Annotated in this window: 23 protein-coding genes and 2 pseudogenes; 14 read left to right on the top strand and 11 right to left on the bottom strand. The window is 68.1% G+C overall.

Features of this window, described 5'->3' with window-relative positions; translation table 11 throughout:
* Positions 1 to 156: 156 nt before the first annotated feature.
* Both GA0070624_RS25755 and GA0070624_RS25760 read left to right on the top strand, forming a co-directional pair.
* Entirely contained in the window at positions 157 to 552 is a 396-nt protein-coding gene (locus tag GA0070624_RS25755; RefSeq protein ID WP_091345474.1) for a VOC family protein, read from the top strand.
* Positions 553 to 744: 192 nt separating this feature from the next.
* Positions 745 to 1,335, top strand: coding sequence for a DinB family protein (locus tag GA0070624_RS25760; RefSeq protein WP_091345476.1), 591 nt, complete (start codon positions 745 to 747; stop codon positions 1,333 to 1,335).
* An 80-nt stretch (positions 1,336 to 1,415) separates the two neighbouring features.
* Here GA0070624_RS25760 and GA0070624_RS25765 read toward each other — a convergent pair whose 3' ends face one another.
* From GA0070624_RS25765 to GA0070624_RS25775, 3 genes are all read right to left on the bottom strand, one after another.
* Positions 1,416 to 1,637: a hypothetical protein gene (locus tag GA0070624_RS25765; RefSeq protein WP_091345478.1), complete on the bottom strand. Its 222-nt coding sequence runs from the start codon at positions 1,635 to 1,637 to the stop codon at positions 1,416 to 1,418.
* Positions 1,638 to 1,824: 187 nt separating this feature from the next.
* Positions 1,825 to 3,012: an RNA polymerase sigma factor gene (locus tag GA0070624_RS25770; protein ID WP_091345480.1), complete on the bottom strand. Its 1,188-nt coding sequence runs from the start codon at positions 3,010 to 3,012 to the stop codon at positions 1,825 to 1,827.
* On the bottom strand, positions 3,006 to 3,353 hold the full coding sequence (locus GA0070624_RS25775; protein WP_091345482.1) for a YciI family protein: 348 nt from the start codon (positions 3,351 to 3,353) through the stop codon (positions 3,006 to 3,008). Before GA0070624_RS25775 ends, GA0070624_RS25770 begins: the two co-directional genes overlap by 7 nt.
* A 281-nt stretch (positions 3,354 to 3,634) precedes the next feature.
* Here GA0070624_RS25775 and GA0070624_RS36030 point away from each other — a divergent pair.
* From GA0070624_RS36030 to GA0070624_RS25790, 3 genes and pseudogenes are all read left to right on the top strand, one after another.
* Positions 3,635 to 3,769 (top strand): annotated as a pseudogene (locus GA0070624_RS36030) (LuxR C-terminal-related transcriptional regulator); the annotation flags it as partial.
* A 298-nt stretch (positions 3,770 to 4,067) separates the two neighbouring features.
* Positions 4,068 to 4,403 (top strand): hypothetical protein, encoded by a 336-nt coding sequence (locus GA0070624_RS25785; RefSeq protein WP_091345484.1) that lies wholly within the window; start codon positions 4,068 to 4,070, stop codon positions 4,401 to 4,403.
* Positions 4,404 to 4,789: 386 nt separating this feature from the next.
* Complete coding sequence (locus tag GA0070624_RS25790; RefSeq protein WP_091345486.1) at positions 4,790 to 5,650, top strand: SAM-dependent methyltransferase; 861 nt, start codon at positions 4,790 to 4,792, stop codon at positions 5,648 to 5,650.
* Positions 5,651 to 5,901: 251 nt separating this feature from the next.
* Here the strand turns inward: GA0070624_RS25790 and abc-f are convergent, their stop codons facing one another.
* Positions 5,902 to 7,584, bottom strand: coding sequence for a ribosomal protection-like ABC-F family protein (gene abc-f, locus GA0070624_RS25795; RefSeq protein WP_091345488.1), 1,683 nt, complete (start codon positions 7,582 to 7,584; stop codon positions 5,902 to 5,904).
* 397 nt (positions 7,585 to 7,981) lie between these two features.
* Between abc-f and GA0070624_RS25800 the strand changes: the two genes are divergently transcribed.
* The 4 genes and pseudogenes from GA0070624_RS25800 (at position 7,982) to GA0070624_RS25815 (ending at position 12,907) form a co-directional block, all read left to right on the top strand.
* The gene (locus GA0070624_RS25800; protein ID WP_091345490.1) at positions 7,982 to 9,130 is read left to right on the top strand and encodes a zinc-dependent alcohol dehydrogenase family protein; all 1,149 of its coding nucleotides are present in this window, start codon (positions 7,982 to 7,984) and stop codon (positions 9,128 to 9,130) included.
* 91 nt (positions 9,131 to 9,221) lie between these two features.
* On the top strand, positions 9,222 to 10,541 hold the full coding sequence (locus tag GA0070624_RS25805; RefSeq protein ID WP_245718986.1) for an MFS transporter: 1,320 nt from the start codon (positions 9,222 to 9,224) through the stop codon (positions 10,539 to 10,541).
* Between the two features lie 217 nt (positions 10,542 to 10,758).
* A pseudogene (locus GA0070624_RS35375) lies at positions 10,759 to 10,954 on the top strand (aldehyde dehydrogenase family protein); the annotation flags it as partial.
* Between the two features lie 30 nt (positions 10,955 to 10,984).
* On the top strand, positions 10,985 to 12,907 hold the full coding sequence (locus GA0070624_RS25815; protein ID WP_091345494.1) for a helix-turn-helix domain-containing protein: 1,923 nt from the start codon (positions 10,985 to 10,987) through the stop codon (positions 12,905 to 12,907).
* A gap of 773 nt (positions 12,908 to 13,680) precedes the next feature.
* Here GA0070624_RS25815 and GA0070624_RS25825 read toward each other — a convergent pair.
* A complete protein-coding gene (locus GA0070624_RS25825) occupies positions 13,681 to 14,097 on the bottom strand; it encodes a MerR family transcriptional regulator (protein WP_218105302.1) in 417 nt (138 codons plus the stop codon).
* Between the two features lie 82 nt (positions 14,098 to 14,179).
* On the opposite strand from GA0070624_RS25825, the gene GA0070624_RS25830 reads away from it, so the two are divergent.
* Positions 14,180 to 14,941 carry a methyltransferase domain-containing protein gene (locus GA0070624_RS25830; protein ID WP_091345496.1) on the top strand — a complete coding sequence of 254 codons (762 nt, stop codon included), beginning with the start codon at positions 14,180 to 14,182 and terminating at the stop codon, positions 14,939 to 14,941.
* 350 nt (positions 14,942 to 15,291) lie between these two features.
* Here GA0070624_RS25830 and GA0070624_RS35020 read toward each other — a convergent pair whose 3' ends face one another.
* Complete coding sequence (locus GA0070624_RS35020; protein WP_176731535.1) at positions 15,292 to 15,588, bottom strand: hypothetical protein; 297 nt, start codon at positions 15,586 to 15,588, stop codon at positions 15,292 to 15,294.
* Positions 15,589 to 15,792: 204 nt separating this feature from the next.
* Between GA0070624_RS35020 and GA0070624_RS36035 the strand changes: the two genes are divergently transcribed.
* Both GA0070624_RS36035 and GA0070624_RS25840 read left to right on the top strand, forming a co-directional pair.
* On the top strand, positions 15,793 to 16,206 hold the full coding sequence (locus GA0070624_RS36035; RefSeq protein WP_245718987.1) for a hypothetical protein: 414 nt from the start codon (positions 15,793 to 15,795) through the stop codon (positions 16,204 to 16,206).
* Between the two features lie 95 nt (positions 16,207 to 16,301).
* The gene (locus GA0070624_RS25840) at positions 16,302 to 17,273 is read left to right on the top strand and encodes a phosphotransferase enzyme family protein (protein WP_176731875.1); all 972 of its coding nucleotides are present in this window, start codon (positions 16,302 to 16,304) and stop codon (positions 17,271 to 17,273) included.
* Between the two features lie 676 nt (positions 17,274 to 17,949).
* On the opposite strand, the gene GA0070624_RS25845 is transcribed toward GA0070624_RS25840, so the two are convergent.
* Positions 17,950 to 18,273, bottom strand: coding sequence for an integrase core domain-containing protein (locus GA0070624_RS25845; protein ID WP_176731876.1), 324 nt, complete (start codon positions 18,271 to 18,273; stop codon positions 17,950 to 17,952).
* A 23-nt stretch (positions 18,274 to 18,296) separates the two neighbouring features.
* On the opposite strand from GA0070624_RS25845, the gene GA0070624_RS25850 reads away from it, so the two are divergent.
* Positions 18,297 to 19,697, top strand: a complete 1,401-nt coding sequence (locus tag GA0070624_RS25850; RefSeq protein WP_091337528.1) for an IS30 family transposase — start codon at positions 18,297 to 18,299, stop codon at positions 19,695 to 19,697.
* On the opposite strand, the gene GA0070624_RS25855 is transcribed toward GA0070624_RS25850, so the two are convergent.
* The 3 genes from GA0070624_RS25855 to GA0070624_RS25865 form a co-directional block, all read right to left on the bottom strand.
* The gene (locus GA0070624_RS25855; protein WP_091345503.1) at positions 19,594 to 20,307 is read right to left on the bottom strand and encodes an IS3 family transposase; all 714 of its coding nucleotides are present in this window, start codon (positions 20,305 to 20,307) and stop codon (positions 19,594 to 19,596) included. The genes GA0070624_RS25850 and GA0070624_RS25855 overlap by 104 nt on opposite strands.
* 23 nt (positions 20,308 to 20,330) lie before the next feature.
* A complete protein-coding gene (locus GA0070624_RS25860; protein ID WP_091345506.1) occupies positions 20,331 to 21,416 on the bottom strand; it encodes an IS110 family RNA-guided transposase in 1,086 nt (361 codons plus the stop codon).
* A 191-nt stretch (positions 21,417 to 21,607) separates the two neighbouring features.
* Positions 21,608 to 21,919 (bottom strand): transposase, encoded by a 312-nt coding sequence (locus GA0070624_RS25865; RefSeq protein WP_176731877.1) that lies wholly within the window; start codon positions 21,917 to 21,919, stop codon positions 21,608 to 21,610.
* A gap of 188 nt (positions 21,920 to 22,107) precedes the next feature.
* Between GA0070624_RS25865 and ltrA the strand changes: the two genes are divergently transcribed.
* Positions 22,108 to 23,862 carry a group II intron reverse transcriptase/maturase gene (ltrA, locus tag GA0070624_RS25870; protein ID WP_245718988.1) on the top strand — a complete coding sequence of 585 codons (1,755 nt, stop codon included), beginning with the start codon at positions 22,108 to 22,110 and terminating at the stop codon, positions 23,860 to 23,862.
* Positions 23,863 to 23,978: 116 nt separating this feature from the next.
* Here ltrA and GA0070624_RS25875 read toward each other — a convergent pair whose 3' ends face one another.
* Positions 23,979 to 24,986 carry a sigma-70 family RNA polymerase sigma factor gene (locus GA0070624_RS25875; RefSeq protein ID WP_091349801.1) on the bottom strand — a complete coding sequence of 336 codons (1,008 nt, stop codon included), beginning with the start codon at positions 24,984 to 24,986 and terminating at the stop codon, positions 23,979 to 23,981.
* Between the last annotated feature and the right edge of the window lie 84 nt (positions 24,987 to 25,070).

Genomic DNA, 25,070 nt, shown 5'->3' on the forward strand with positions numbered 1-25,070 from the left:
CATGCCAGCCGCCTCCGTACCAATCAGCTTCGTTTCTTCCCGGCCTGCTGGTCGGCCCGGGCGCCGAACACCGCCCGCGCGGATCGCGGCTATGAGAATGCGCTCGCGTCGCGTACAGAGTTCCCCCGCCTACGTTCGCCTTGCGATGATCCAGTGGTGACCTCCTACGTATCCCACACCACCGTGGATTGTGCCGACGCCTACGCCTTGTCTCGTTGGTGGCAAGCCGTTCTCGACTACAGCGAGAACCCGGACGATCCGAACGAGCCCGGCCACGAGGAATGCATGATCTACTCCCGTGACGGGCGGCACCGCCTGCTCTTCATCGAGGTGCCGGAAGTAAAGCAGGTCAAGAACAGGATCCATCTCGACTTGCGTCCTGTCGACGGCACGCGCGACGCCGAGCTGGCGCGGCTGACCGAGCTCGGTGCGGCCGTCGTGGCTGACCGCCGCGAGGCCGACGGAACGGGATGGGTTGTGCTTGCCGACCCGGAAGGCAACGAGTTCTGCATTCTTCGGAGCGACGCCGAGATCGCTGGCTCGCGGCCATGACGGCGTTGGGCTTGCCCATGCAGCCGGTCGCTACGTCCGCTCATCGGCGTCCGGACGGCATCCGGGCCAGCTCGGCGTGACGGTACGTAGCGCGCGGATGCGGCAGATGAGGATGCCGGCCCACCAGCCGGGCACTGATCTTGCAGGCGACAGCTCGCACGATGGTCCGGCGCATAAGGAAGACTGGCGGGCATGGCTGATCTGGGAGACCCGAAGGCGGCGCTGCACCACTACCTGCAGGCGACTCGCGATGACCTCATCTGGAAGCTCGAGGGGCTGAGTGAACGCGAGGCCAGACTGCCCCGCACCACGACCGGCAACAACCTGCTGGGAGTCCTCAAGCACTGCCTCAATGTCGAAGCCGGCTACTTCGGGCCTACCTTCGGGCGTGAGTTCCCGACGCCCGAGGAACTGGTCCCCATGCCGGCGTACGACGAGGATCCGCAGGCAGACTGGTACGCGCGGGAGGACGAGACGAAGGATGGGCTGATCGACCTGTATCGCCGTGTCGGGGTGTTCGCGGATCAGACGATCGAACAGCTACCGCTCGACGCGCCGGGGCGAGTGCCGTGGTGGCAGCCTGGTAGGCAGATCGTGACGCTGCAAAGGATCATCGTCCACGTGACCTGCGACCTCGCCCGTCACGCCGGTCACGCCGACATCATGCGCGAGCAGTACGACACGGCGATCGGCTTGCGGCGGGAGAACACCAACGTCCCTCACGACTATGACTGGCCGGCGTACGTCACCAAGCTGACGAAGCTCGCTGACCGGTTTGAGTAGCCGAACGGTTCCATCGATACAAGCGGTGAGGCCAGCACACGCTCATCGGCAAAGTAGAACCGCTCAGATGGCGGTCGTGATCAGGTGCGGTCTTCCGGCCGCCACGCTTCGTAGCCGCGGTCCTGGACGACCGGGAATCGCCGATAAGCCGCGTCGATCCACGCATCGATGGCTTCCGGAGAGCGCCTGATCGCATCGATGAGGTCCTGGACGGCGTCCCATTTTTCAGTGCTGAGGTGCTGGCGAAGTTCCGCTTCGGTCACCTCCGTGTAGGTCATGGCGAGCTGCCACCAGAACTTCATCAGCGCCCCGGCGAGTCGTACAGGGGAAGACGAACACGAATGGCACTGGGTCGATTGTGCAGACGTCGAGCTTGCCCTTACGTTGACAACGCTGCGGTCCCGAGACGGCTCCAACAGGTCGGGCTGATATGCAGATCAGGCTGAGATGTCTGTGCTTCGCGCGTCGTTCTGTCGGACACAACGACGACTAACCCGAGTCTGTCGTGCCTGCCAGTTCCGTTAGCCGGCGTTCAAGGAAGCGTCGTTCGGCGCCGTCGTCGGTGAGTTGTCTCGCACGTCGATAGGCGTCACGCGCCTCGTCGGTGCGCCCGAGACGTCGCAGGAGTTCGGCCCTGGTCGAGTGCAGATAGCGGAAGTCGTCGAGACCGAGTTGGTCGACGATACGCAGGCCGGCCTCGGGGCCTTCGGCCTCGGCGATGGCGATGGCGCGGTTGAGCTCCACGACGGGCGAGCCGGTCAGGCGGCCGAGCTGGCCGTAAAGTGCCGCGATCTGCGCCCAGTCGCACGGCATCTCGGCGTGCAACGAGGCGATCGCGGCCTGCAGCACATACGGCCCGCGGCCACCCAGGGCCAGCGCGCGATCGAGCTCGGCGCGGCCATCGGCGATTTGCTCGGTGTTCCACCGGGACCGGTCCTGATCGCCGAGCAGCACGAGCTCGCCGTCGCTGAACCGCGCCTCGCGTCGGGAATCGTGCAGGAGCATCAGCGCCAGCAGCCCGTGAACCTCGGGGTCGTCCGGAAGCAGTTCGGCCAGCGCGCGCCCCAACCAGATCGCCTCCGCCGCCAACTCGTCGCGGCCGCCGTAGCCCTCGTTGTAGATCAGGTAGACGACGGCGAGAACGGCGTCGAGACGCTCGCGGAGCAGGTGAACCGGTGGCACGCGAAACGGGATGCCCGCCGCTTTGATCTTTCGCTTGGCCCGCACCAGCCGCTGCGCCATCGTGCGCTCCGGTACCAGGAAGGCCCGGGCGATCTCGTCCGTGGTGAGCCCGCCCAGGGTGCGCAGCGTGAGCGCAACCTGCGCCTCGACTGCGAGCGCCGGGTGACAGCAGGTGAAGATGAGCTCCAGGCGCTCGTCGGGAAACATCGTGGTGTTCATCGGCACCTCGGCACGATCGCCGGCGACGAGCAGGCCGAACTTGGCCGTGAGCGCCCGATCGCGGCGGATGCGATCCGTCGCGTGATTCCGAGCCGTCGTCATCAGCCAGGCGCGCGGGTTGCGGGGGATGCCGTCGCGTGGCCACCGGTCGGCGGCGATGGCGAACGCCTCCTGCGCGGCTTCCTCGGCGAGGTCAAAATCGCCGAGGAAGCCGATCAGGGCGGCCAGGACGCGGCCCCACTCCTCGCGGAAGACCTGATCGAGCGCCGCTACCAATACACCTCCGACGGGCGGATCTCGACGGCGCCACCATAGCGTGCCGCAGGGACACGGGCGGCCACCTCGATGGCCGCGTCGAGGTCGTCCGCCTCGAGGATGAACCAGCCGCCGACGGCCTCCTTCATCCCGACGAACGGGCCGTCGGTCGTCAGGGTCTTGCCGCCCTCGACCCGCACGGTGGTCGCGTTGTCGGGCAGGCCCATCGGCAGCCCGGGGGTGACGCCCGGCGTCTGGTTGATCCCTTGGTAGTCGGCGTAGACCTGCTTCTGCTGCTCCTCGGGCAGCGCGGCCTGTCGCTCAAGCGCGGGGCCTTGATAGATCAGCATGACGTACTTCATCGCGTCCTCCTCGTCACTACCAGATGGTCACGCAATAAGACGAACGACGAGCCAGGAAAACGACAGCTCGACACCGGAAATCTTGACCTCCTCCGTACTTGACCTTGTCCAGACCTCGTCTATCCTGCGGGGTTGACAAGACCGACGTCGGTTTCCCATCGCCGATCACCCGACTGATCAACTTTGGTGGTACGAAAGCCGCACCCTCATCCCGGAGGATCGCGATCCGGCAACGGCACCCAGCGTGCCGAACGAGTCACGGATCCCGGTAGGGCAAGACCGTGACCAACGACGAAACCACCCACCGGCTGACACTCAGCCCAGCCACGGCACGCGCCCACGTCAGCCGCGCGATGATCAAACTCGCCGCCCGTGACCGAGCCCAGCTGGTCGTATTCGCCTACCAATCCGGGCTCGCGCCAGCGAACGTCACCCCGGGACCCAGTCGCGTCGTCGCAACTGCGTCCACTCAGATCGATCGAATCACTGACGACCGTCGGCGTCAGCGCCCGGCGTCGCGCGTCGACCACAAGCGTCTGAGCGGCAGCCGCGGGCACCGTCACCGGCAGATCAATGCTCCACCCGGCGGGACGCAACCCGCGCGTTCTGGTGGATCATCGGAGCATGGTCGGACCGGCTCCATCGATGGCGCACGTCCCGCTACACGAGGTACTACCGCGTGACTACTTGAGCGCTGAAGGCGAGCTGCGGAGGTTGGCGAACGAACTCGACAGCCACCCGTCGGCTGCCGACCGCACGGTATGGCATTGGCATCCAGACCGGACGGAGCCCCCGCAGGCCTCGAACAGACGCCGTTACCTGCTGCTCGTCGACACGACGATCACGTTGTACAACACCCGCGACGACTGGCTCGAACTCACACTCGACATCGCCTGGCTGGCACCACCAAAGCTCACCGTGGACGCGGCGGTGGAGGTGGCGTGCTGGTGCCCGCAGGACCACAACATGCACCAAGTGCGTCAGGCGCAATGGCACGCGGTAAACAGCCACGAGCTGGTCGAGACGTTCGCTGCCGGCACGGCGATGTGATGGACGTCCTCGCCTCGGGCCCATTCGAACCGCATCCCTGGCGAGTCCAGGTCGGCCTGCCTGATGCGCCTGAGACCAGCCGGTAGCCGACCGTCCGCTCATCGCAGAGTCGGACGTACCCGCCGGCGGATCTGCGAACGCGCCACTCGCGGCATGGGTGAGCGGATGTCAGCGACAGGGCCCGGCGGGTCCGGGTGGCCACCTCGGCCGGTCGATCGACGGAGAGCGTTGACCCACGGGCCCGGCGGGGAAACGCACCACCGGCGAGGCAGCGGGCGCCGCAGCCGCGGGTGGGCACCGTGGGACGGGTTGCCACTACGATGAGGGCGCGTGGCCGAAGTGGACGGGCCGGACCGCCGCGTCCGGCTCGGCAGACATCAGAGCCGATGGAGGCACCTGTGAGCAGCGAAGAGACGAGATTCTCGCCGGTCGCCGCGGAGCTGACGTCATCGCGGATCGACACGTCGGTGGCGCATCCGGCCCGCCGATACAACTACTGGCTCGGCGGCAAGGACAACTTCCAGGCCGACCGGGAGTCCGGCGACGCGATCGCAGCAGCCTTCCCCGCCGTCCGCATCGCCGCGTTGGAAAACCGTTACTTCCTGCGCCGCGCCGTGTCCTTCCTGGCCGAAGAGGCGGGGATCCGGCAGTTCCTCGACATCGGCACCGGAATCCCGACCGCCAACAACACTCACGAAGTCGCACAGTCCATCGCCCCGCATTCGCGGATCGTCTACGTCGACAACGACCCGATCGTGCTGTCCCACGCCCGCGCCTTGCTCACCAGCTCTCCCGAAGGCGCCACCGCCTACATCGACGCCGACCTGCGCGAGCCGGAGAAGATCCTCAATCACCCGGACCTGCTGCGCACCCTGGACCTGTCCCAACCGGTGGCGCTGATGCTGATCGCGATCACGCACTTCATCGTCGACTCTGAGGACCCGTACGGGATCGTCACCCGGCTGCTCGACGCGCTGCCATCGGGCAGTTATTTGGCTGTCACCAACGTGACCACCGATCTCATGCCGCCAGAGCAAAAGAGGGAGGCCGACGCCGCTGCCACCAGCGGCCGGCACGGCCCGATCCGGTTCCGCAGTCGCGATGAGTTCGCCCGCTTCTTTGACGGGCTCGAGCTGGCGCCTCCGGGGATCGGTCCGGTGGCGGAGTGGCGGGCCGAAAACGAGCCGCAGCCGCGCCCGTCCGCCGCCGAGGCTTCCGTCTACGGAGGCGTCGCCCGCAAACCCTGACCGACTCGGCACCGTGGAGATGCTGCTTCGTTGGCATCCTGAACTGGTCTCCCGGCGGTGGGCGTCGCCCTTGCCGAAAACCTCATCCGCCCGGGTGGGAGCAGCTGTAAGCGGATCCTGACCGGGCGGCAGGAGCCGGGTCCTCTCCCGACTGTCTGTCCCACGCGCGGCATGATGATCGGCTGTGCTGCTTCGACTGGCCTATCTCGGTGTGACGAACGCGGCCCGCGGACAGGGCGGTCCGACGCGAGTCAGTCGACGTCCGGGGGGCCGGTCTCCAACAGGCGCCCCTCGGAGAGCCGCAGCCAGCGGTCGACCTTGAGCTCCGCGAGGAACCGTTCGTCGTGGCTGACCACGACGAACGCGCCCTGGTAGGCGCCCAGCGCGCTTTCCAATTGACCGACGCTGACCAGGTCGAGGTTGTTGGTTGGTTCGTCCAGGAGCAGCAGTTGGGGCGCTGGTTCGGCGTACAGGACGCAGGCCAGGGTGGCACGCAGCCGCTCGCCGCCGGAGAGCACCCCGACCGGAAGATGCATGCGGGTGCCCCGGAACAGGAACCGGGCGAGTAGGTTCATCCGTTGCGCCTCCGGCATGGCGGGCGCGGACGCGGCCAGGTTCTCCGCCACGGTACGGTCGAGGTCCAGTAGATCCAACCGCTGGGACAGGTAGGCGATCCGGCCGGCCCGCTTCACCTGTCCGCCGTCGAGCTCCAGATCGCCGTTGATCAGGCGCAGCAGGGTGGACTTGCCGGCCCCGTTGGGGCCGAGCAGCGCGATCCGTTCGGGTCCCCGGATGGTGAGGTCGACACCGTCGCCGGCGAAGAGGTCTCGCCCGCCGTAGCGGACCTGCATCCGTTCGCCGAGGAAGACCGTACGTCCGGCCGGTACGTTGGTGCCGGGCAGTTCCAGCGTGATGCTCTGCTCGTTGCGCAGGGCCCGGCTCGCGTCGTCGAGTCGCGCCCTGGCCTCGCTGACCCGGGCTGCGTGCGTCTCGTTGGACCGCCCGGCGGACTCCTGCGCAGCGCGCTTCAGACCCCCGGCGACGATCCTCGCCAGTCCGGCGTTCTTGAGATTGCGGGCGGCGTTGCTGGCCCGGCGTTCGGCCCGCTCGCGGGCCTGCTGCATCTCCCGCTTCTCCCGCTTGATCTCCTGCTCGGCGTTGCGGACGTTCTTCTCGGCGACCTCCTGCGCGGTGCGCGCGGCCTGCTCGTACGCGGTGAAGTTTCCGCCGTAGAACCGGAGTTCGCCGCGGTCGAGTTCGCCGATCCGGTCCATCCGGTCGAGCAGCGCCCGGTCGTGGCTGACGAGCAGCAGGCAGCCGGCCCAATCGTCGAGCACGTCGTAGAGCTTGTGCCGGGCGTCGACGTCGAGGTTGTTGGTCGGTTCGTCGAGCAGCAGCACGTCGGGCCGCTTGAGCAGCTGTGCCGCCAGGCCGAGGGAGATGACCTGGCCGCCGCTAAGGGTGTGCAGGTGCCGGTCGAGCGGGACGTGTTCGAGGCCGAGCCGGTCCAGCTGGGCTCGGGTGCGCTCCTCGATGTCCCAGTCGTCGCCGACCGTGGTGAAATGCTCCTCGCTCGCGTCCCCGGACTCGATGGCGTGCAGTGCCCGGATCACCGGGGCGATCCCCAGTACCTCGGCGACGGTCAGGTCAGATCCCAGGGCCGGTGTCCCATCGGGGCGTCTTGGCGGTGCCGGATCGCCGACCAGCGGCAGGTTCTGCGGGAGGTAGCCGAGCACTCCCCGCACGGAGACCGTCCCGGCGGTGGGTCGCAACTCGCCGGCAATCAGCCTGAGCAGTGTGGTCTTCCCGGCGCCGTTCGGGGCGACCAGGCCGGTGCGGCCGCCACCGACGGTGAAGGACAGATCCCGGAAGACCGGTGTGTCGTCGGGCCAGGAGAAGGACAGGTTCGAACAGACGATGAACGCGTCGGACATGTGAGACCTAGGGTGAGACGCGGGCGGTGAACACGCCCGGCGGGGAACAGGTGGACGACATCATGGCCACGGCGGCGTCCTCTTGCCCGCCTGCCCGTAGCCGATCATTTCCGGGTATCACCCGGAAATGTCGTCATCACCTGCCATCGTCTGGTCTCCCTCGTTCCCGATCACTCACCACCTAATCTAGCAGGCGTGGACGTGTGGCGGACCGAAGCACGCGACGCGCTCTTCCTCCACCTGCACGCGACTACCGGAGCCCTTCACCGAGCTGTGCGCCCCGACGCTGGTTGCTAGCACCAGCAGAGCCGTCGGTAGCTGTGTAACAACACCATCGTATGAGCCGTGGCAGCGGCCTACGTTGCTTGCTGAGCAGGCATGGTGAAGGGGTCGCCGTATGAAGGTCAGCGCCGCAGTCCTTACGACGACGGGGAGGTCCGCGCCGTACGGCACCAGCCGCCCGCTGGTCATCGAGGAACTGGAACTCGATCCGCCCGGGCCGGCGGAGGCGCTCGTCCGGATCGGTGCGGCCGGATTGTGTCACTCAGACCTGTCGGTGATCAGCGGTGTGCGACCGCGACCGACTCCAATGGTACTAGGTCACGAGGCCGCCGGCGTCGTCGAGGAGGTAGGCCCCGGAGTCACCACGCTTCGCCCTGGCGACCACGTCGTCTTCTCGTTCGTGCCGGTCTGCGGGACCTGCGTGTCCTGCCAGTCCGGCCGGCCCGCGTTGTGTGAGCAGGGCGCTGCGGCCAACAGGGCCGGGACACTGCTGTCCGGAACGCGGCCTTTCCGTCGCAGCGATGGACAACCGGTCCACCACCATCTCGGGGTGTCGGGCTTCGCCGAGCGGACCGTTGCGTCAGCCGCCTCGTTGGTCGTCGTGCCGGACGACGTCCCGTTCGAGACGGCGGCGCTGTTCGGCTGCGCGCTGGTCACCGGTGTCGGCGCCGTGATCAACACGGCCCGCGCCGAGCCGGGCTGCTCGGCGGTGGTGTTCGGCCTTGGTGGCGTCGGCCTCAGCGCCGTGATGGGCGCGCGGCTTGCCGGTTGCCATCCCATCATCGCTGTGGACACGGCGCCGGCCAAGTTCGAGGTGGCGAAACGACTCGGCGCGACGGAGGTGATCCGGGCCGGCGATCACGCGGTCGAGGCGATCCGGGATCTCACCCGGGGCGGTGCTCATTACGCGTTCGAGGCGGTCGGCGACGCCGACGTTCTCGCCGCGGCCTATGCGGCCACCCGTCCGGGCGGCACGACGGTCTCGATCGGGCTGCCGCATCCGGACCAGCGGCTGACCCTTCCGGCTTTGGGCATTGTGGCCGAGGAGCGTCGTCTGATCGGCTCGTATATGGGCTCGGCGGTGCCCCGCCGTGACGTGCCGCGCTACCTCGCGCTCTATCAGGCGGGCCGGTTGCCCGTGGACGAGCTGCACAGCCGCGACGTCCGGCTCGCGGAACTGAACTCCGCCTTTGACGCGCTGGCGAGCGGGGACGTCGTTCGTCAGACCCTCCTCTTCGAGGGATCGACCACGATCCGCCCTTAACCCCCGAATTACCCCCAACCCCCAGAGACCGTACGGAGGACACGTCATGTCTAGTACCGCACGTGTGGAGCGTTCATCCATCCGAAAGGTGGTGGCAGCGAGTCTGGTCGGCACCACGATCGAGTGGTACGACTTCTTCGTCTTCGGATCCGCCGCCGCGCTCGTCTTCAATACCCTGTTCTTTCCGAAGTTCGACCCGCTCGTCGGGACGATCCTGGCATTCGCCACCTACGCCGTGGGTTTTGTCGCCCGGCCACTCGGTGGCATCGTGTTCGGTCACTTCGGTGACCGGGTCGGGCGTAAGGGCATGCTCGTGCTGAGCCTGCTGATCATGGGCGTGGCGACGTTCGCGATCGGGCTGCTGCCGACCTACGCCTCCATCGGCGTGTGGGCGCCGATCCTCCTGGTCATCTGCCGCCTGCTGCAGGGCTTCGCCGTCGGCGGTGAGTGGGGCGGCGCGGTACTGATGGTCGCCGAGCACGGCGACCCGGCGCGGCGCGGATTCTGGGCCAGCTGGCCACAGGCCGGCGTGCCCGCGGGCAACCTGCTCGCCGTCGGTGTGCTGGCCATCATGGCCGCCACGACCTCCGATGCGGCCTTCGCCTCTTGGGGCTGGCGGGTGCCGTTCCTACTCAGTGCTGCTCTGGTCGCCATCGGCCTCTATGTCCGCGTGTCGTTGAGCGAGTCACCGGTCTTCCAGCGGGCCCAGGCGGAGATGGAGCGCGCGCAGGAACGCCGGCGGGCGCCGATGCTGGAGGTCGTACAGCGGTACCGGCGCGCGGTCCTCGTGGCGATGGGCGCCCGCGTCGTGGAGAACGTCTCGTACTACATCTTTACCGTGTTCGTCCTGACATATGTCACGACCGAGCTTGGCATGCGCAGGGCGACCGCCCTGAATGCGGTACTGATCGCTTCGGCCGTTCATTTCGCCGCCATCCCGCTGTGGGGCGCCCTCTCCGACCGGGTCGGACGACGGCCGATCTACCTGCTCGGCGCGGGCGGGGTCCTCGTCTGGGCGTTCCTGTTCTTCGCGCTGGTGGACACCAGGTCGTTCACCGCCATCACCGCCGCCATCACTGGCGGTCTGATCTTCCACGCCGCGATGTACGGTCCTCAGGCGGCGTTCTTCTCTGAGCTGTTCGGCACGGGTGTGCGCTACAGCGGCGCCTCCATCGGCTACCAGCTCGCCTCGGTGTTCGCCGGCAGCCTCGCCCCGATCATCGCGGTGGCGCTGCTCGCCGAGTTCAACTCGGCTTTGCCGATCTCGATCTATGTCGCCGCCATGGCGGTGATCACCATCGCCGCCCTGATCGCTTCGCGGGAGACCGTGCGGGCCGACCTTGCGGACGAGCCCGGTTTCCCACCCGCCGCGGCGGTTCCCACCCGCGCCACCGTCGACGAGACCGCATGACTGAGACCGTCACGCCGTGCTGGATCGCCGGGTAGCCGTAGCTGGGTGACACCGCCCTGCGCGTCGCCCATCCCTACGACGGCAGGCACGTGGGTACGGTGTCGATCCCCACCGCACCTCAGGTCGAGGCGGCAGTCGCCGCCGCGTACGCCATCCGGTACGCGGCGGCGGCGCTGACCGGAAGGTGTACGACGAGCTGCGCGAGCGGCTGCCACCGGACTCGACGAAGCGGGCCAATGCGAGGCTGAACGTCGGCGGCGTGATCGTCGGAGACATCCCCTCCTACCGCGCCGACCAGATGCCGTACGGCGGGCGGGATGAGGGCCTCAGGTGTCGGCAGGGAGGGGATCCGCGCGGCCATGGAGGACTGCACCGACGTACGGGTCTTGGTGTTCAGCGGAGTCGACCTTTAGCCCCGCACGTGGCAGACATAACCTCCTGTCATGGCACGTTCATTCGTTGAACTCCTTAACGAGGAGGCCCCGCCCGAGGCGTTCGAGGAACAGCTTCGCCTCGCACGCGACGAAGACGCGAGCGAGGCGGAGCTTGAGCGGCTGCGGGCGGAGATCGAGGTCTCGCTCCGGGTACGCACCAAGATGACGCAGCAACGCCAGCGCGAGGCGGAGCTGCGCGCGCTGTACGAAACGGCGACTGACCTGGCCGCCATCCGCGACGTCGACGCAGTGCTGCGCGCCATCGTCCGCCGCGCGCGCGACCTCCTCGGCGTCGACCTCGCCTACCTCAGCCTCATCGACGACGAACGGCACGACGTGTACATCCGGGTCACCGACGGGTCGGTGTCCGCCCGGTTCCGCGCGATCCGGTTGCCCCTCGGAGCGGGATTGGGCGGACTCGTCGTACACACCGCCACCCCGTACGCCACCGGCGACTACCAATCGGATGGTCGTTTCGTGCACACCACCGACGTCGACGCCGCCGTCAGCGACGAGGGTATCCACGCCCTGCTCGGTGTGCCGCTGCTGCTCGCCGGCAGAGTCATCGGGGCGTTGCTCGCCGGAAACCGTTCACCGCGCCCGTTTCCACCCGAGGAGGTGGCGTTGGCCACCCGCCTCGCCGCGCATGCGGTCGTCGCGCTCGAGAACGCCCGGTTGTTCTCCGAGACCCAGGCGGCGTTGCATGAGCTGGATCAGGTGACCGCCCTCTTACGGCGGCATGCACACGAAGTCGAACTCGCCGCCGACGCGCACGACCGACTTACCGGAGTGCTGCTCCACGGTGGCGGCGCCGTCGACGTCGCCAAGGTACTCGCCGAAGTTCTCGGCGGCGACGTTGCGGTACTTGATCCCGACGGTGCCGTGCTTGCCGCCGTCGGCGGCGAGCCACCCCTGGTCGACGAGTCGCTGCTCGCCGCCGTACACGAAGCCCGCCGCACCGGAGGCACCGTCGAACTGGACCTGGCGATCGACCGCTGCTGGCTGGCGGCCGCGGTGGCCGGCACCAACCACCTGGGCACCCTTGTGTTGTCCGGCCCTGACCGGCTGACCCAGTCAGCTCAGCGGATCTTCGAACGCGCGGCGGTCGTCACAGCGCTGCTGTTGCTGTTTCAACGCTCGGTCGCCGAGGCCGAGCACCGCGTACGAGGGGAGCTCCTCGAGGACGTGCTGCTGCATCCGGAGCGGGACTCCGCTACGTTGCGCGAGCGGGCCCGCCATCACCGTGCCAACCTCGACGTCGAACACGCCATCGTCGTCGCCGCAATGGACTACAGCGACCGGGATCGGGCCGTGGCCGTGGCCGCCCGGCTGGCAGCGGAGCATCGAGGCCTCGCTGGACACCGCGACGGTCGTCTCGTCGTGATCCTCCCGGCTAGGGCACCGGCCGAGGCGGCGCAGCTCGTCTCGGCTCGGCTACGCGAGGCACTCGGCTGCGTCGTCACGGCGGGCGCCGACGGACCCGCCGCCGGTCCCGCGGCGATCCGCGACGCCTATCACGAAGCCCGCCGCTGCCTGTCCGCCCTGCTCGCGCTTGGCCGACACGGAGAATCTTGCGACGTCGGCGGGCTCGGATTCGCCGGGATGATCCTCGGCTCCCCCGGGCCTGACGACGTCGATGACTTCGTACGGGCGAAACTGGGACCGCTGCTCGATCATGACACACGTCGGGGAAGCGACCTCGTCGGCACGCTGGAGGCATACTTCGCCGCCGGCGGAAACCTCAAGGCGGCGCGATCGATACTGCAGGTGCACACCAACACCGTCGCGCTGCGACTCGAGCGCATTGCCACCCTGCTTGGCGTCAGCTGGAAGCAGCCACAGCAGGCGCTGGAACTGCAACTCGCGTTGCACCTGCGGCGGCTTCGGCAGGCCGATGACGGAACCGGCAACCTCGTATCCGTCTTGACCTGACGCCACGCCCGGCGAGACCGGCTTGCATGGTCCCTAACGCGCTGGAGGTCGAGCCGATCCCGCACCTGTGCCAGGCCGGCCCGCACGTCGCCGAGTAGGCGAGGTCGCGTCGCGGACGGGGCGGCGGCCCGCACCGTCTACGACTCCATGACCCCGGGCTGCAACCCCTTGTGAGCGCTTGTGGGTGTACGAGTTAGGTGCGGGATGAGGAACTGCGGCCCGTCAGGCAAGGGGCCGACCAGTGATCGCGCTGATCATCTCTGCGGTGCGGGCGGTCGCGGCATGCGGCTCCATCCGCCCGGTAAGGACGGCCTCAAGCATCGACTGCAGCTGAGCGGAGACCCCGGGGTACTGGGCGGTCACCGGCCGCACCACGGCCTGTTCGAGCAGGGGCCCGCAGGCCGGACGAGATCGAGTTCGCCACCCGATCAGAGTTGGCCGCCAGCATGATCGCTACGACGATCGACGCCGGGGTGCCGGCACGGAGGGCGGCCGGGAGGCCATGCGCTGCCTGAAACGGCGACTGTCCGACCTGGTCTACAAGCAGATGGTCAACGACGCGAAAACAACCAGGACGGGCCCGGGAGGACAACGGGGAGCGGCTCTGCAATCCAGCGCGGCTGACCCAATCCCCGAGGCCAGCTCTTCGGAACAGTCACTTCCCGGACCCGCCGAGACTCAGCTTAGAACCCCGCTCCCGACGGTGTCTTGACATAGAGGGGAGCCAAGAGCGGGCAGAAGCAGCTAGGGTACCGCCCTACTCGCCTTGTGGGTCAGCGGTGGTCCAGGGCCTCAGCCACATCCACCCCGTCCAGCCGCGCGAGCACCATCGCCTGGAACCGCGGGCACGACTGGTAATCCGGGTGCCGGCACCGCAACGCGTGTTCCAGCAGCGTCTGCGACAGCGTGAGCCGGGCGATGCGCTCCCGTACCTGGGCCAACTGGCCGCGCAGCACCTCCCGCCGCCGGTCCCGATTCGGAGCGGTGAACAGCTTCCGCAACTGCTCCAGGGTGAACCCCGCGTCCTTACCCAGCAGGATCTCCGCCACACGGGTCACATGCGCGGCGCCGTACACCCGGCGCCCCGCCACCCGCCGCGCCGGCGACAGCAACCCCACATCCTCCCAATGTCGCAACACGTGCGTGGCCAGCCCGAAGCGGGCCGCCAGTTCCCCGATCGAGTACTCCACCGACCATCCCCCCGACTTCAGGCTCACCTTAAGAGCAGCCTTACTTGACTTCAGGTCTACCTGAAGTCGCACACTCCGTCCCATGACCGACACGCACACCGCCTACACCGACACCAGAACCCTGATCCGGGTACTCGACGCCGCCGAGACCACGCCCGGCGCCGCCACGCTACGCGCCCGCAGCTACCAGCTGCTGCGGCTGCTCCCGGGCGCGACGGTGGTCGACGTCGGCTGCGGCGCCGGCCGCGCTGTCTCAGAACTCGCCCAGCACGGCGCCCACGCCATCGGTGTGGACCTCGACCCCACCATGCTGGCTGCCGCTCGCAGCCGGTTCCCCGACATCGACGTACGCGACGCGGACGCAACCGACCTGCCGCTGGGCGACGGGCAGGCTCACGGGTATCGGGCCGACAAGGTGTACCACGTCCTGCCCGACCCGCCCGCCGCCCTGGCCGAAGCCCGCCGGGTCCTCGCGCCTGGTGGCCGAATCGTGCTGCTCGGCCAGGACTGGGACACCCTGGTCATCGACTCCGACCACCCCGAACTGACCCGCCGCATCGTCCACGCCCGCGCCGAGACCATCCCCCACCCACGCATCGCCCGCGCCTACCGCAACCTGCTCCTCGACGCCGGCTTCCACGACGTCGAGGTCGAGGTCCACACCGCAATATTTACCGACGCCACCATGCAGCCGCTGCTCACCGGACACGCTGCCGCCGCCCACCAGACAGGTGCCATCAGCGGCGAGCAGGCCGAGGCATGGGTCAGTGAGCAGACCCAGCGTGCCGCCGCCGGGCGGCTGATGGTAGCCATCCCCATGTTCCTGGCCGCAGCCACCCGTTGAGCCCACATTGCGCCGTCAGCGACCGGACCTTCGACGGCAGATCACGGAACTCGTCCAGCAACTGGGCGACATCGCCGCCGCCTTGAGCGAGGCCGACCCAGCCGACCGCGCGGAGGTCTACCGGCAACTCGGACTGCGGCTGACCTACACCCGCAACAACAGAAAGTCCGCGTCCAGGCACAGCCTGTCGCGGACTTTCATGGGGAAATTGATCGTGTCCGAGGGGCCACGTCAACCACAGGTCCATGATCGTCATACAGGACGAGGTACAGCTGGCGCCGAAATGACGGCAACAGCGCCCCAGGTCCCGGCCACCAGCGGTCCCGATCGGGTACGCGGTGGGATAACGGCTACGGCCTGGGCACGCCGGGCGGGCATCGCAGCCGCACGTGGCCGACCACGCCGAAGCGATCGTCAAGGCGCGCAATGCCGGGCTCGGCCGCGGCGACCGAGCGGGCGAACCTGCCGGTGAGCGCAAACGCGACTTGCAGATCATCCCGGATCATCGCCAGCGCCTCGGGATAGGCACGCAGTTCCTTGTATCGCCGGACCAGACCATGCCCCTGGACCAGCTGCGCAAGCTGCTCGCGTACGAGCGGTACGACAGCGACACCACCGACGCGCTGTGGCGGCAGCTTGCTCACCACGCCCGCGAGTGGGGACCCGCGTGGAGTCGTCGGAGCGCTCGGCGTTGCGCTGCCCGCCTTGACCCACATGGCCGCGAAGATCAGCCGCGGATACGCCCGGCACGCCGATGACGTCGACTCCGAAATCCTCGCCGGGTTCCTACACGCGCCGTGTAGGGCGCCGCTCGAGCCGCCCCGGGGCGTGGCTGCGGCTGTGCTGCGCCCTTGCCCGGCTCGGCTCCCGCCACGCCGACGCCGCCCTGGGCGGCATGGCGCGCCGGGATCGTGGTGGTGAAGGCCGACGACACCGAGGAACTGCCATCGGGCGTGCCGACCGGCTCCCGCTCGCCGTCGCATCCCTACGGCCACCCGGACCTGTTGCTCGGCCGGGCCGCCGCCGGCCTCACCGCCGAAGCCGGCGAGCTGATCAGCTCCACGCAGTTCGGTGACGCGCTGATCGAGCAGCTGGCTGCCGAGCAGGGCGTGACCGCGCCGGTGCTACGGATGCGCCGCCGATGCGCCGAGCGCGTGAGGCGGCAGCTCGTGCGGGATCGTCCAACCGGCCGCCTCGCTGGCGCTCTTCGCGCGGATGTTCGTGGGACCGCGAACTCAGCCGGAGCATCAGGACGCTCCGTGTAAACCCTGATCGCGTCACCGCCACCAGAACTCACTAACTGCCGCGATCCGTACCCGCCTGCTGGTCCTGCTGCGCGCAGGTGTGCTGGGGTGGCCTGGTGGATGCCGTGGACCTCGCCCGACGCTTCGCTCTTGGCGGGGCCGCGAGGCTGTCGGACGGGCCGGTCGCGCGGGGCAAGCAAGGCCTCGTGTGGCGGCTGGAGACGGAAGACGGCAGCTGGGCGGTGAAGGTGCCGTTCCACCAGTCCGGTGAGGACGAGGTGCGGTTGGCGACAGCGTTTCAGGAAGCGGCCTACACCGCCGGCGTACCGACGCCGCAGGTGCGCCGCACCACGGAGGGAAGCGTGTTCGCCACCGTGGAAGGCAGACAGGTCAGGGTGTACGAGTGGGTCGACGTGAAGGCCCCCGACCCCTGTCTCGACCCGGCGCTGGTGGGCACGGTCGTGGCCGCCATTCACCGCGTACCGGTCACCGAGCCCGGCCAGTTGGACCCCTGGTATCACGAACCAGTCGGCGCCGATCGCTGGGACCAACTGGTCCAGCAGCTCGTGGAAGCGGGGGCGCCGTTCGCCGCCCAGTTGGCCGATCTGCGTGATGAGCTGGTCGCATTGGAGTCCTGGCTCGAGCCGCCCCAGATGCTGCGGACCTGCCACCGCGACCTGTGGGCCGACAACGTCCTGCCAACCGCGGACGGCGGAGTGTGCGTCATCGACTGGGAGAACAGCGGGCCGGCTGATCCGAGCCAGGAGCTCGGGTGCGTGCTCTTCGAGTTCGCCCGCGCCGATCCGGGCCGAGCCCGCGCCCTGATCGACGCCTACCGGGAGGCCGCTGGACCGGCGACGGTGAACCGGCGCGGACACTTCTCGATGCTCATCGCGCAACTCGGGCACATCACCGAGATCGCCGCCACCGACTGGCTGACGCCAAACGCTCGCTCCCCGGAGCGCGCCGACTCCGCCGCGTGGATCAGTGAGGTTCTTGACGACCCGCACACCCGCGAGCTGCTCGAAACCCTCTTGACGGTGGTGTGCGGAGGCGCCGCGCCGTCATGGCAGCCACCGGAGATCTGAGCTGTCCGCACAAGGGTCCGCGTCGGTCGCGGCGGTGTGCAGGCGGGCGCTCTTGCCGAGATGAGGTGCGACACGAGGTCGCACGTGTTGAGTGAGTACGTCGATTGGAGGTCGGGTGTAGATGCCCGAGACGTAGCTCCCGGTCAGTGTCCGAGACCGGTCCCCGCCCTGACGTGCGTGGCTAGTAATGGCTGGGTGCGAAGCTCAGGGGAAAGCCCGAGGACTCCCGCACCGACTGGGAGTCACAGGTGAGGGGAAGGCCGAAAGGGTGAATATGGTGAACCCTCGTTGATGCCTCGTCACGGCAATTCCCCGGGTCGGACATGTGGTGCCGGGGAGATAAAGAGGCTAGCCGCTGAGAGTCGGCAGACGACGATCGAGGACTCATCTACGGTCGTGTGGATACCGTCGCCTCCGGGGTCAAGAGGGCGCCCGACCCGGCCGTGTCTCACGCGTGTGGAACGTGGAAACCCCGGCACGGTCCACGATGTCCTCGGATGTCGTGGTAAGCCGACCGTAAGGAGAGCCCAACTCCGTGGCGGGAACAGGACGCCCAAGAAGCGAACGCCGGCAGGCTGAAAGGCAGCGGGAAAGCGGGAACGTTCAGACCGGTCCTCCTACCGGTCGTTGTCGTATGGGCTTGACCCGTTTCGACGGACAGGGTCGATGTGTTGACTCACGCTACCTTGCTGGCCGGTAGCGGGTTGATGATGGCGCTGGCTTCGTAGGCGGCGGGGCTGAGGTAGCCGAGGCTGGAGTGCCGGCGTCGGGTGTTGTACCAGCCTTCTACGTATTCGAATATTGCCTGCCGGGCGGTGGTGCGGGTCGGCCACGGCTGGCGGTGCAGCAGTTCGGTCTTGATCGTGGCGAAGAACGACTCGGCGACGGCGTTGTCCCAGCACTGCCCGCGCCGGCCCAGTGACAGTCGGATCCCGTGGCGCTTGGCGAGACGGGCGTGCTGGGTGCTGGTGTATTGGGCGGATTCAACTGGTCGTCGCAACACCTTGTCGGAGAGGTGAAGCGATGGCGTATGGGCTGGGGCAGAAGCGGGTTCGGGAGTATCGGGGTCAGATTCCTTCGCCGGGACGGCCGACGGTGGCGTGGCGTGAGGACCGGGTCAGGTTCTGGGCTGCGATCAGTCGCGGTGTGATGACCGAGGACGCGGCCGCGGCGGCGGGCGTGTCCTCGCCGGTCGGGTTCCGGTGGTTCCGGCACGCTGGCGGCGTGAATCCTGCGTTGCCGCCGAGGGTGTCGGGCCGCTATCTGTCGTTCAGCGAGCGCGAAGACATCGCTCTGTCGCGGGCGCAAGGCATGGGCGTCCGCGAGATCGCACGCCAGCTCGGCCGGGACCCGTCGACGATCTCGCGGGAGTTGCGGCGCAACGCCTCGACCAGGACGTACCGCCTGGATTACAAGGCTTCGACTGCGCAGTGGCATGCTGAGCGTCGAGCCCGCCGGCCGAAGACCGCGAAGCTGCTGGCCAATGAGCGGCTTCGAGAGTACGTCCAGCAACGGCTTGCGGGTGCGATCCGGACAGCGGGCGGCCGACTGGTCGCTGGGCCGCAGGGCCCGCAGTGGAAGGGCCGCAACAAGCCTCACCGTGGTGATCGGGCATGGACTATCGGATGGAGCCCGGAGCAGATCTCCCGCAGGCTCAGGGCCGAGTTCCCGGAGGATGAGTCGATGCGCATCAGCCACGAGGCGATCTACCAGGCGCTCTACGTCCAGAGCCGCGGCGCCCTCAAGCGCGAACTCGTCACCTGCTTGCGGACCGGGCGGGCGCTTCGCGTTCCCCGGGCACGCGCGAAGCAACGCGCGTGGGCGCACGTCACCAGCGACACGCTGATCAGTGAACGTCCCGCTGAAGTCGCGGACCGTGCCGTGCCCGGGCACTGGGAAGGGGATCTGATCATCGGTTTGCAGCGTTCCGCGATCGGGACACTGGTCGAGCGGACGACGAGGTTCACGATGCTGATCCACCTGCCTCGTGAGGACGGCTGGGGTGTGATCCCGCGGACGAAGAACGGGCCGGCTCTCGCCGGCTATGGGGCGATCACGATGAGCAAAGCCCTCGCCGCGACAATCACCCAACTGCCCGAGCAGCTCCGCAGATCGCTGACGTGGGACCGCGGCAAGGAGTTGTCTGCGCACGCACGCTTCACGGTCGAAACCGGCGTCCCGGTGTTCTTCGCCGACCCCCACAGCCCCTGGCAACGCGGCACCAACGAGAACACCAACGGGCTGCTGCGGCAGTACTTCCCGAAAGGCACCGACCTGTCCAGATGGAGCGCCGACGAGATCAACGCCGTCGCCCACGCCCTCAACAGCCGACCCCGGAAAACCCTCGACTGGAAGACCCCAGCCGAAGCCCTCGACGAACACCTACGATCGCTCCAACAACCCAGTGTTGCGACGACCGATTGAATCCGCCTTGGCAGCCGCGGTCGGAGTGGAAGATCAACCCCGACGGTGGCCGCCGACGGCGGATGGCGTCGGTGAGGGCGGCGTCGACCAGGTCGGTGCGTAGATGGTCGGCGACGGCCCAGCCGACGACCCGGCGGGAGGCCAGGTCGATGACGGTGGCCAGATACAGCCAGCCTTCCCACGTGTTGATGTAGGTGATGTCGCCGCACCAGCGGGTGTCGATCGCGGCCGCGTCCGTTTCGAAGTCCCGGCCGACCAGGTCAGGACGCGCTTCGGCCGTCGGGTCTGCGACGGTGGTGGTGCGCCACCGGCGCCGGCACCTGCCGGCGATCCCGGCCGTGCGCATCAACCGTGCGACGCGTTTACGGCCGTGCCGCAGCCCGACCGCGGCCAGTTCGGCGTGCACCCGCGGCGCCCCGTAGGTGCCCCTCGACATCGCGTGCACCTCGGTGATCTTCTCGGTCAGCGCCTGGTCGACGCGCTCCCGCTCGGACCGCTCACCGCGAACGTGCTGGTAGTAGGCGGACCGGGAGACCTGCATCAGCTCACACGCACGCTTCACGCTGCGCGAGCCGGCCTGCTCCGCCTCGATGAACGGGTACACGTTCACCGGGTCTCCTTGATGCTCCTATGTCAAGCCGCCGCCGTCATCACGGTTGTCAGGTTGGTAGGAGGCGATGTCGTGACGGTTCGGGCGGGCTGGGATGCGCGGCGTTCGTCGGCGATGAGGGCGGTGAAGACCCGGTCGGACAGCCGGCGGCGCAGCAGCCGCAGCGCTTCGGTGCGGGTCTTGCCAGCGGCGAGTTGCTTGTCGACGTAGTCCTTGCCAGGGCCGACGCCGCGGGCCTGCGTGACGGCGATCATGTGAAGGGCGGTGTTGACGACCCGGTTGCCGCCACGGTTGAGCCGCACCCGCACCGTGTTGCCTGACCAGACCGGGATCGGCGCCGTGCCGTTGAACCGGGCGTAGGCGTGCCTGGAACGGAACCGGGCGGCGCCGGCGGTCTCGCCCAGGATCATCGCCGCGCCGAGAACACCGCAGCCGGGAACGGCGATCAGGCTCGGCGCCAGGACGCGGACCAGGTCGCGTAGTTCCCGCTCCAGGCTGTTGATCTGCACGGTCAGCTCCCGGCACCGCACGAGGAGGTCCCGGGCGATCCGAGCCACCGTTCCCTCGGCTCCGGCGAGCCGGTCGCTGAGGTCGTCGATGACGCAGTAGCGGCGCAGACCTCGAGACGGGATCTGCAGCCCCGGGTCAAGTTCGTGCAGATGCCACCGCAGCCGGTTGACCAACTTGGTCCGCTCCACGACCAGATCCCGGCGGTGGTCAGACAGGAGTTTCACCTGGCGGGCCGGGCCGTCCAGCTGCGCCACCGGCAGGTCCGGTTCACGCAGCGCCGCGTGCGCCACCGCGAGCGCGTCAATCGGATCAGACTTGCCGGCCTGCCGCGAACCCCGACGCGCCGCGGCCATCAGCCGGGTCGGCACCCGCACCACCTGGTGCCCGGCGCCCAGCAAGTCGCCTTCCAGACGGCGGGTCAGGTGCCGGCAGTCCTCCAGCGCGAAGCGGACCTGCGGCCATTGCGCGGCCCACTGCACCGCCTGCAAATGCCCGTCGCTGGTCGTTCCGACCGTCCGTTCGCCCAGCTTGCGGCCCAACTCGTCCGCCGCCACCAGCGTGTGGCTGCGCTTATGCGCGTCGACCCCGATCACGACCATGCCGTCTCCCTCGCCTCGACCAGCTGAAACCTTCAGCCGGGCAGCGGGGGCACGCCTTCATCGAGCATCGGCACGCACCTATCAAGCCACACCGCGGCCCGGTGCAGGATCCGGCGGGGCCGCACATCAACGAAAAGCCACCAGCCAAGGCCGGGGCAGCAAAGAAACGAGCGAACCCCGCCGGACCACGATCAGGCTGGCATGAACGCGAAGAAAGCCGTCGCCCGCTTCAAAATTTCGACGTCCTCACGCAGCCGCCGGTTCTCCCTGCGCAGCTGCGCCAACTCGGCCCGCTCATCACTGGTCAACCCATCACTGCGGGTTCCGGCATCGAGTTCGGCCTGCTTGACCCACTCCCGCACCGCGGTCTCGGTCAGGTCGAAATCCTTCGCGACCTGCCCGATCGTGCGGTCTCCCCGCTGACACAGCTCCACGATCTCGGCCTTGAACTGTGCCGTGAACGACCGACGAGGCCGAGGCCGCTTCCTACCCACGCTCTCCATGATGCTGGACATCCTCCCGGAGCCCACCGGCTCCTGATCTCAGATGTCCGCCAAAGCGGGTCAGGCCCAGTATAACCGGCCGGATACCGGACCTTGTGCCCGGCTGCGAAGGCAGGCTGACGTGTGGCGGGTGAGCCTTTGACGACGGCGCACCGCAACCACCCGAACCGAAGGACAAGTTAGACGCGATGACGGCTTTAGCTTTCGATGTTGCGATGGCGGCCCTCGGAGTGAACGGACCTGAGGACGTATCTCCGCAGTGGGACACCGTCGCCTGGCGGCGCCACGAGGAGAACGTACGGCGGCTACGGGGCAGGATCTTCAAGGCGACGAAGGAAGGCGACTGGCCCAGGGTCAGGAACCTGCAGAAGATGATGCTGCGGAGCTGGTCTAACACGCTCATCAGCGTGCGCCAAGTCGCGCAGCGCAACGCTGGCCGCACGACCGCGGGCATCGACGGGCAGGTCGCGTTGACCTCCCCGGCGCGAATGGACCTGGCGGTGCAGACACACCGCACGGCCCGGTCCTTCACCCCCTTCGCGGTCAAGCGGGTGTATATACCGAAAGCCAATGGGAAACAGCGCCCGCTCGGCATTCCCGTAATCTCGGATCGCGTCCACCAGGCGCGACACCGTAACGCACTGGAGCCCGAATGGGAGGCCCGGTTCGAACCCAAGAGTTACGGGTTCCGGCCGGGTCGTAGCTGCCAGGACGCGATCTCTGTCATCCACGTGACGTCGTGCGGCGTGACCGCGCAACGCTTGTGGGTGCTGGACGCGGACCTCAGCGCGGCATTCGACAGGATCGACCACGACCATCTCCTCGCCACGATCGGGATGTTCCCCGGCCGGACAATGATCCGGGACTGGCTGAAGGCGGGCGTGTTCGAACCGGGCAAGGGATTCACGCCGACCGATGAGGGAACCCCGCAAGGCGGCGTGATCAGTCCCTTGCTGTTGAACATCGCGCTGCATGGGCTGGAAGAGGCGGCAGGAGTCCGGAAAGAACGCAGCGATGAGCGGCGGACGAAACGTGGCTCCCCTTCACTGATCAGATACGCCGACGACATGGTCGCCCTCTGCCACTCCAGGCAGCAGGCCGAAGACGTCAAAGCGAGGCTCGCCGCATGGCTGGCGCCCCGAGGTCTCACCTTCAACGAGGACAAGACGAGGATCGTCCACCTCGATGACGGGTTCGATTTTCTGGGATTCACCGCCCGCCGTCACCACGGCAAGCTGCTCATCAAACCCAGTAAGGCGGCCGTCAAACGAGTCAGGCAACGCCTCGCCGTCGAGTTCCGCGCCCTGAGAGGCACGAACGCGGCAGCAGTCCTCGCGCGGATCAACCCGATCGTGCGGGGATGGGCGAACTACTACCGCGGGGCGGCGTCGTCCATCGTGTTCGCAGCTCTGGACGTGCACCTGTGGCGACTCACCTACAAATGGGCCTGCCACCGCCACCCCCACAAGCCGAAGCGCTGGATCATCAACCGGTACTTCGGCCGGTACAACACCGCCAGGCAGGACCGCTGGGTGTTCGGTGACCGCGACAGCGGCGCATACCTACCCAAGTTCGCCTGGACAAAAATCGTCCGGCACCGGCTGGTACGCGGCGAGGCCTCTCCCGACGACCCCGCCCAAGCCAGCTACTGGGCCGAACGGCGTGGCAAGAGCAAACCCCCGCTCGACCGCAGGACCCTACACCTGCTCCGCAGGCAGAACGGATCCTGTCCGATCTGCGGACAACTGCTCCTACACGCCGACCGCGAGCCACAAAGCCCCCGTGAATGGGAACAGTGGCACCGCACCACCCGCAAGGCGATCACCAGACAACACATCATCGCCCACGGGACAGGCACGCCGGACGAAACCCGACTCGTTCACTCCTCCTGCCACCGCCGTGCAACCGGCACGCAGAAGGACCCAGCACCCCTGCACACCTGAAATCGCCCAAGCGGCTTGCTTGAGCCGTGTGCCGCGACGAGTGGCACGCACGGTTCTTAGGGGGGCGGGACGCAGCAATGCGTCCCGCCTACCCGACTGCGGACAGATGAGGGCCGTTACTGGCTTGGGAGCGATCGCGGTAGCCCGAACGATGGGAGGACGCTGTTTTCAAAGCGGGTCATGGCGCAGATCCGGTCGCCGGTGAGGGTGAGGACGTAGAGGCCGATCCCGTGGCTGATTCCGTTGGCGGCGCGCAGGTAGGCGCCGAACGCCGGCTGACCGTTGGCTCGCGTGGGGACGAGGTCGAACCTGCGACCTGCGCGGAAGATGCTGGCGCAGAAGCGGGCCACGACGTCTCGGCCCTCGTACTCGAAGGGCATCGGTGGCATCGACACGAAGACGTCGTCGGTCAGAAGGGCCACCAGCGCGTCAAGATCGGCGGACTCCCACGCGCGGACGAACCTCGCCACGATCGCATCTTCAGAGGGTGAGTCGGAGGCGGGCGGCGGTTCTTGGTCGTCGGTCGTGGGCCGTCGGTGCTGCAGGCTGGCGCGCGCCCGTTTGAGGGCGCTTTTGACCGATTCGGCGCTCGAGTCGAGCATGTCGGCCACCTCGTTGGCGTGGAATCCGAGGACGTCGCGCAGGATGAGCACGGCGAGCTGGCGAGGCGGCAGGATCTGAAGGGCGGTCACGAAGGCCAGGGAGATGGCTTCGGTCTGCTCGTAGCGGGCCTCCGGGCCGGGCGGTGCGTCGATGGCACCCTCGAGCAGGGCGTCGGGATATGGTTCGAGCCAGACGACTTCGCCGAGCCCGGTTGGCTCGGGCGGTTCAACGTCGGGTATGTCCCACTGCTTGGCCGGGCGTCGGCTGGCCGCCCGGCGTGTGTTGAGGCACCGGTTGGTGGCGATCCGGTAGAGCCAGGTGCGCAGCGAGGCGCGTCCCTCGAACCGGCCGAGGCCTTGCCAGGCGGCCAGCAGCGTGTCTTGCAGGGCGTCCTCGGCGTCCTGGAACGATCCGAGCATCCGGTAGCAGTGCACCTGCAGCTCTCGGCGGTGCGGCTCGGTCAGCTCCCGGAACGCCTCGCCGTCCCCGGCCCGTGCCCTGGAGATCAGATCAGCGGCCACGTCCCCCACCCTCGGTCATCCTCTTCCCACGTCTTGTCGCACTTCTTGTATAGACACCGGCCAGGGGGCAAACGGGGCGGTTGG

Source organism: Micromonospora rhizosphaerae, assembly GCF_900091465.1.
Classification (GTDB): Bacteria; Actinomycetota; Actinomycetes; order Mycobacteriales; family Micromonosporaceae; genus Micromonospora; species Micromonospora rhizosphaerae.

Bases quoted from the DNA above. Each gene is read 5' to 3' on its own strand.
- GA0070624_RS25815 (WP_091345494.1), top strand. From the start codon at position 10,985: ATGGCACGTTCATTCGTTGAACTCCTTAACGAGGAGGCCCCGCCCGAG.
- abc-f (WP_091345488.1), bottom strand. From the start codon at position 7,584: ATGTCCGACGCGTTCATCGTCTGTTCGAACCTGTCCTTCTCCTGGCCC.
- GA0070624_RS25760 (WP_091345476.1), top strand. From the start codon at position 745: ATGGCTGATCTGGGAGACCCGAAGGCGGCGCTGCACCACTACCTGCAG.
- GA0070624_RS25865 (WP_176731877.1), bottom strand. From the start codon at position 21,919: ATGGAGAGCGTGGGTAGGAAGCGGCCTCGGCCTCGTCGGTCGTTCACG.
- GA0070624_RS25765 (WP_091345478.1), bottom strand. From the start codon at position 1,637: ATGAAGTTCTGGTGGCAGCTCGCCATGACCTACACGGAGGTGACCGAA.
- GA0070624_RS25775 (WP_091345482.1), bottom strand. From the start codon at position 3,353: ATGAAGTACGTCATGCTGATCTATCAAGGCCCCGCGCTTGAGCGACAG.
- GA0070624_RS25790 (WP_091345486.1), top strand. From the start codon at position 4,790: ATGGAGGCACCTGTGAGCAGCGAAGAGACGAGATTCTCGCCGGTCGCC.
- GA0070624_RS25830 (WP_091345496.1), top strand. From the start codon at position 14,180: ATGACCGACACGCACACCGCCTACACCGACACCAGAACCCTGATCCGG.
- GA0070624_RS25800 (WP_091345490.1), top strand. From the start codon at position 7,982: ATGAAGGTCAGCGCCGCAGTCCTTACGACGACGGGGAGGTCCGCGCCG.
- ltrA (WP_245718988.1), top strand. From the start codon at position 22,108: ATGACGGCTTTAGCTTTCGATGTTGCGATGGCGGCCCTCGGAGTGAAC.
- GA0070624_RS25860 (WP_091345506.1), bottom strand. From the start codon at position 21,416: ATGGTCGTGATCGGGGTCGACGCGCATAAGCGCAGCCACACGCTGGTG.
- GA0070624_RS25850 (WP_091337528.1), top strand. From the start codon at position 18,297: ATGGCGTATGGGCTGGGGCAGAAGCGGGTTCGGGAGTATCGGGGTCAG.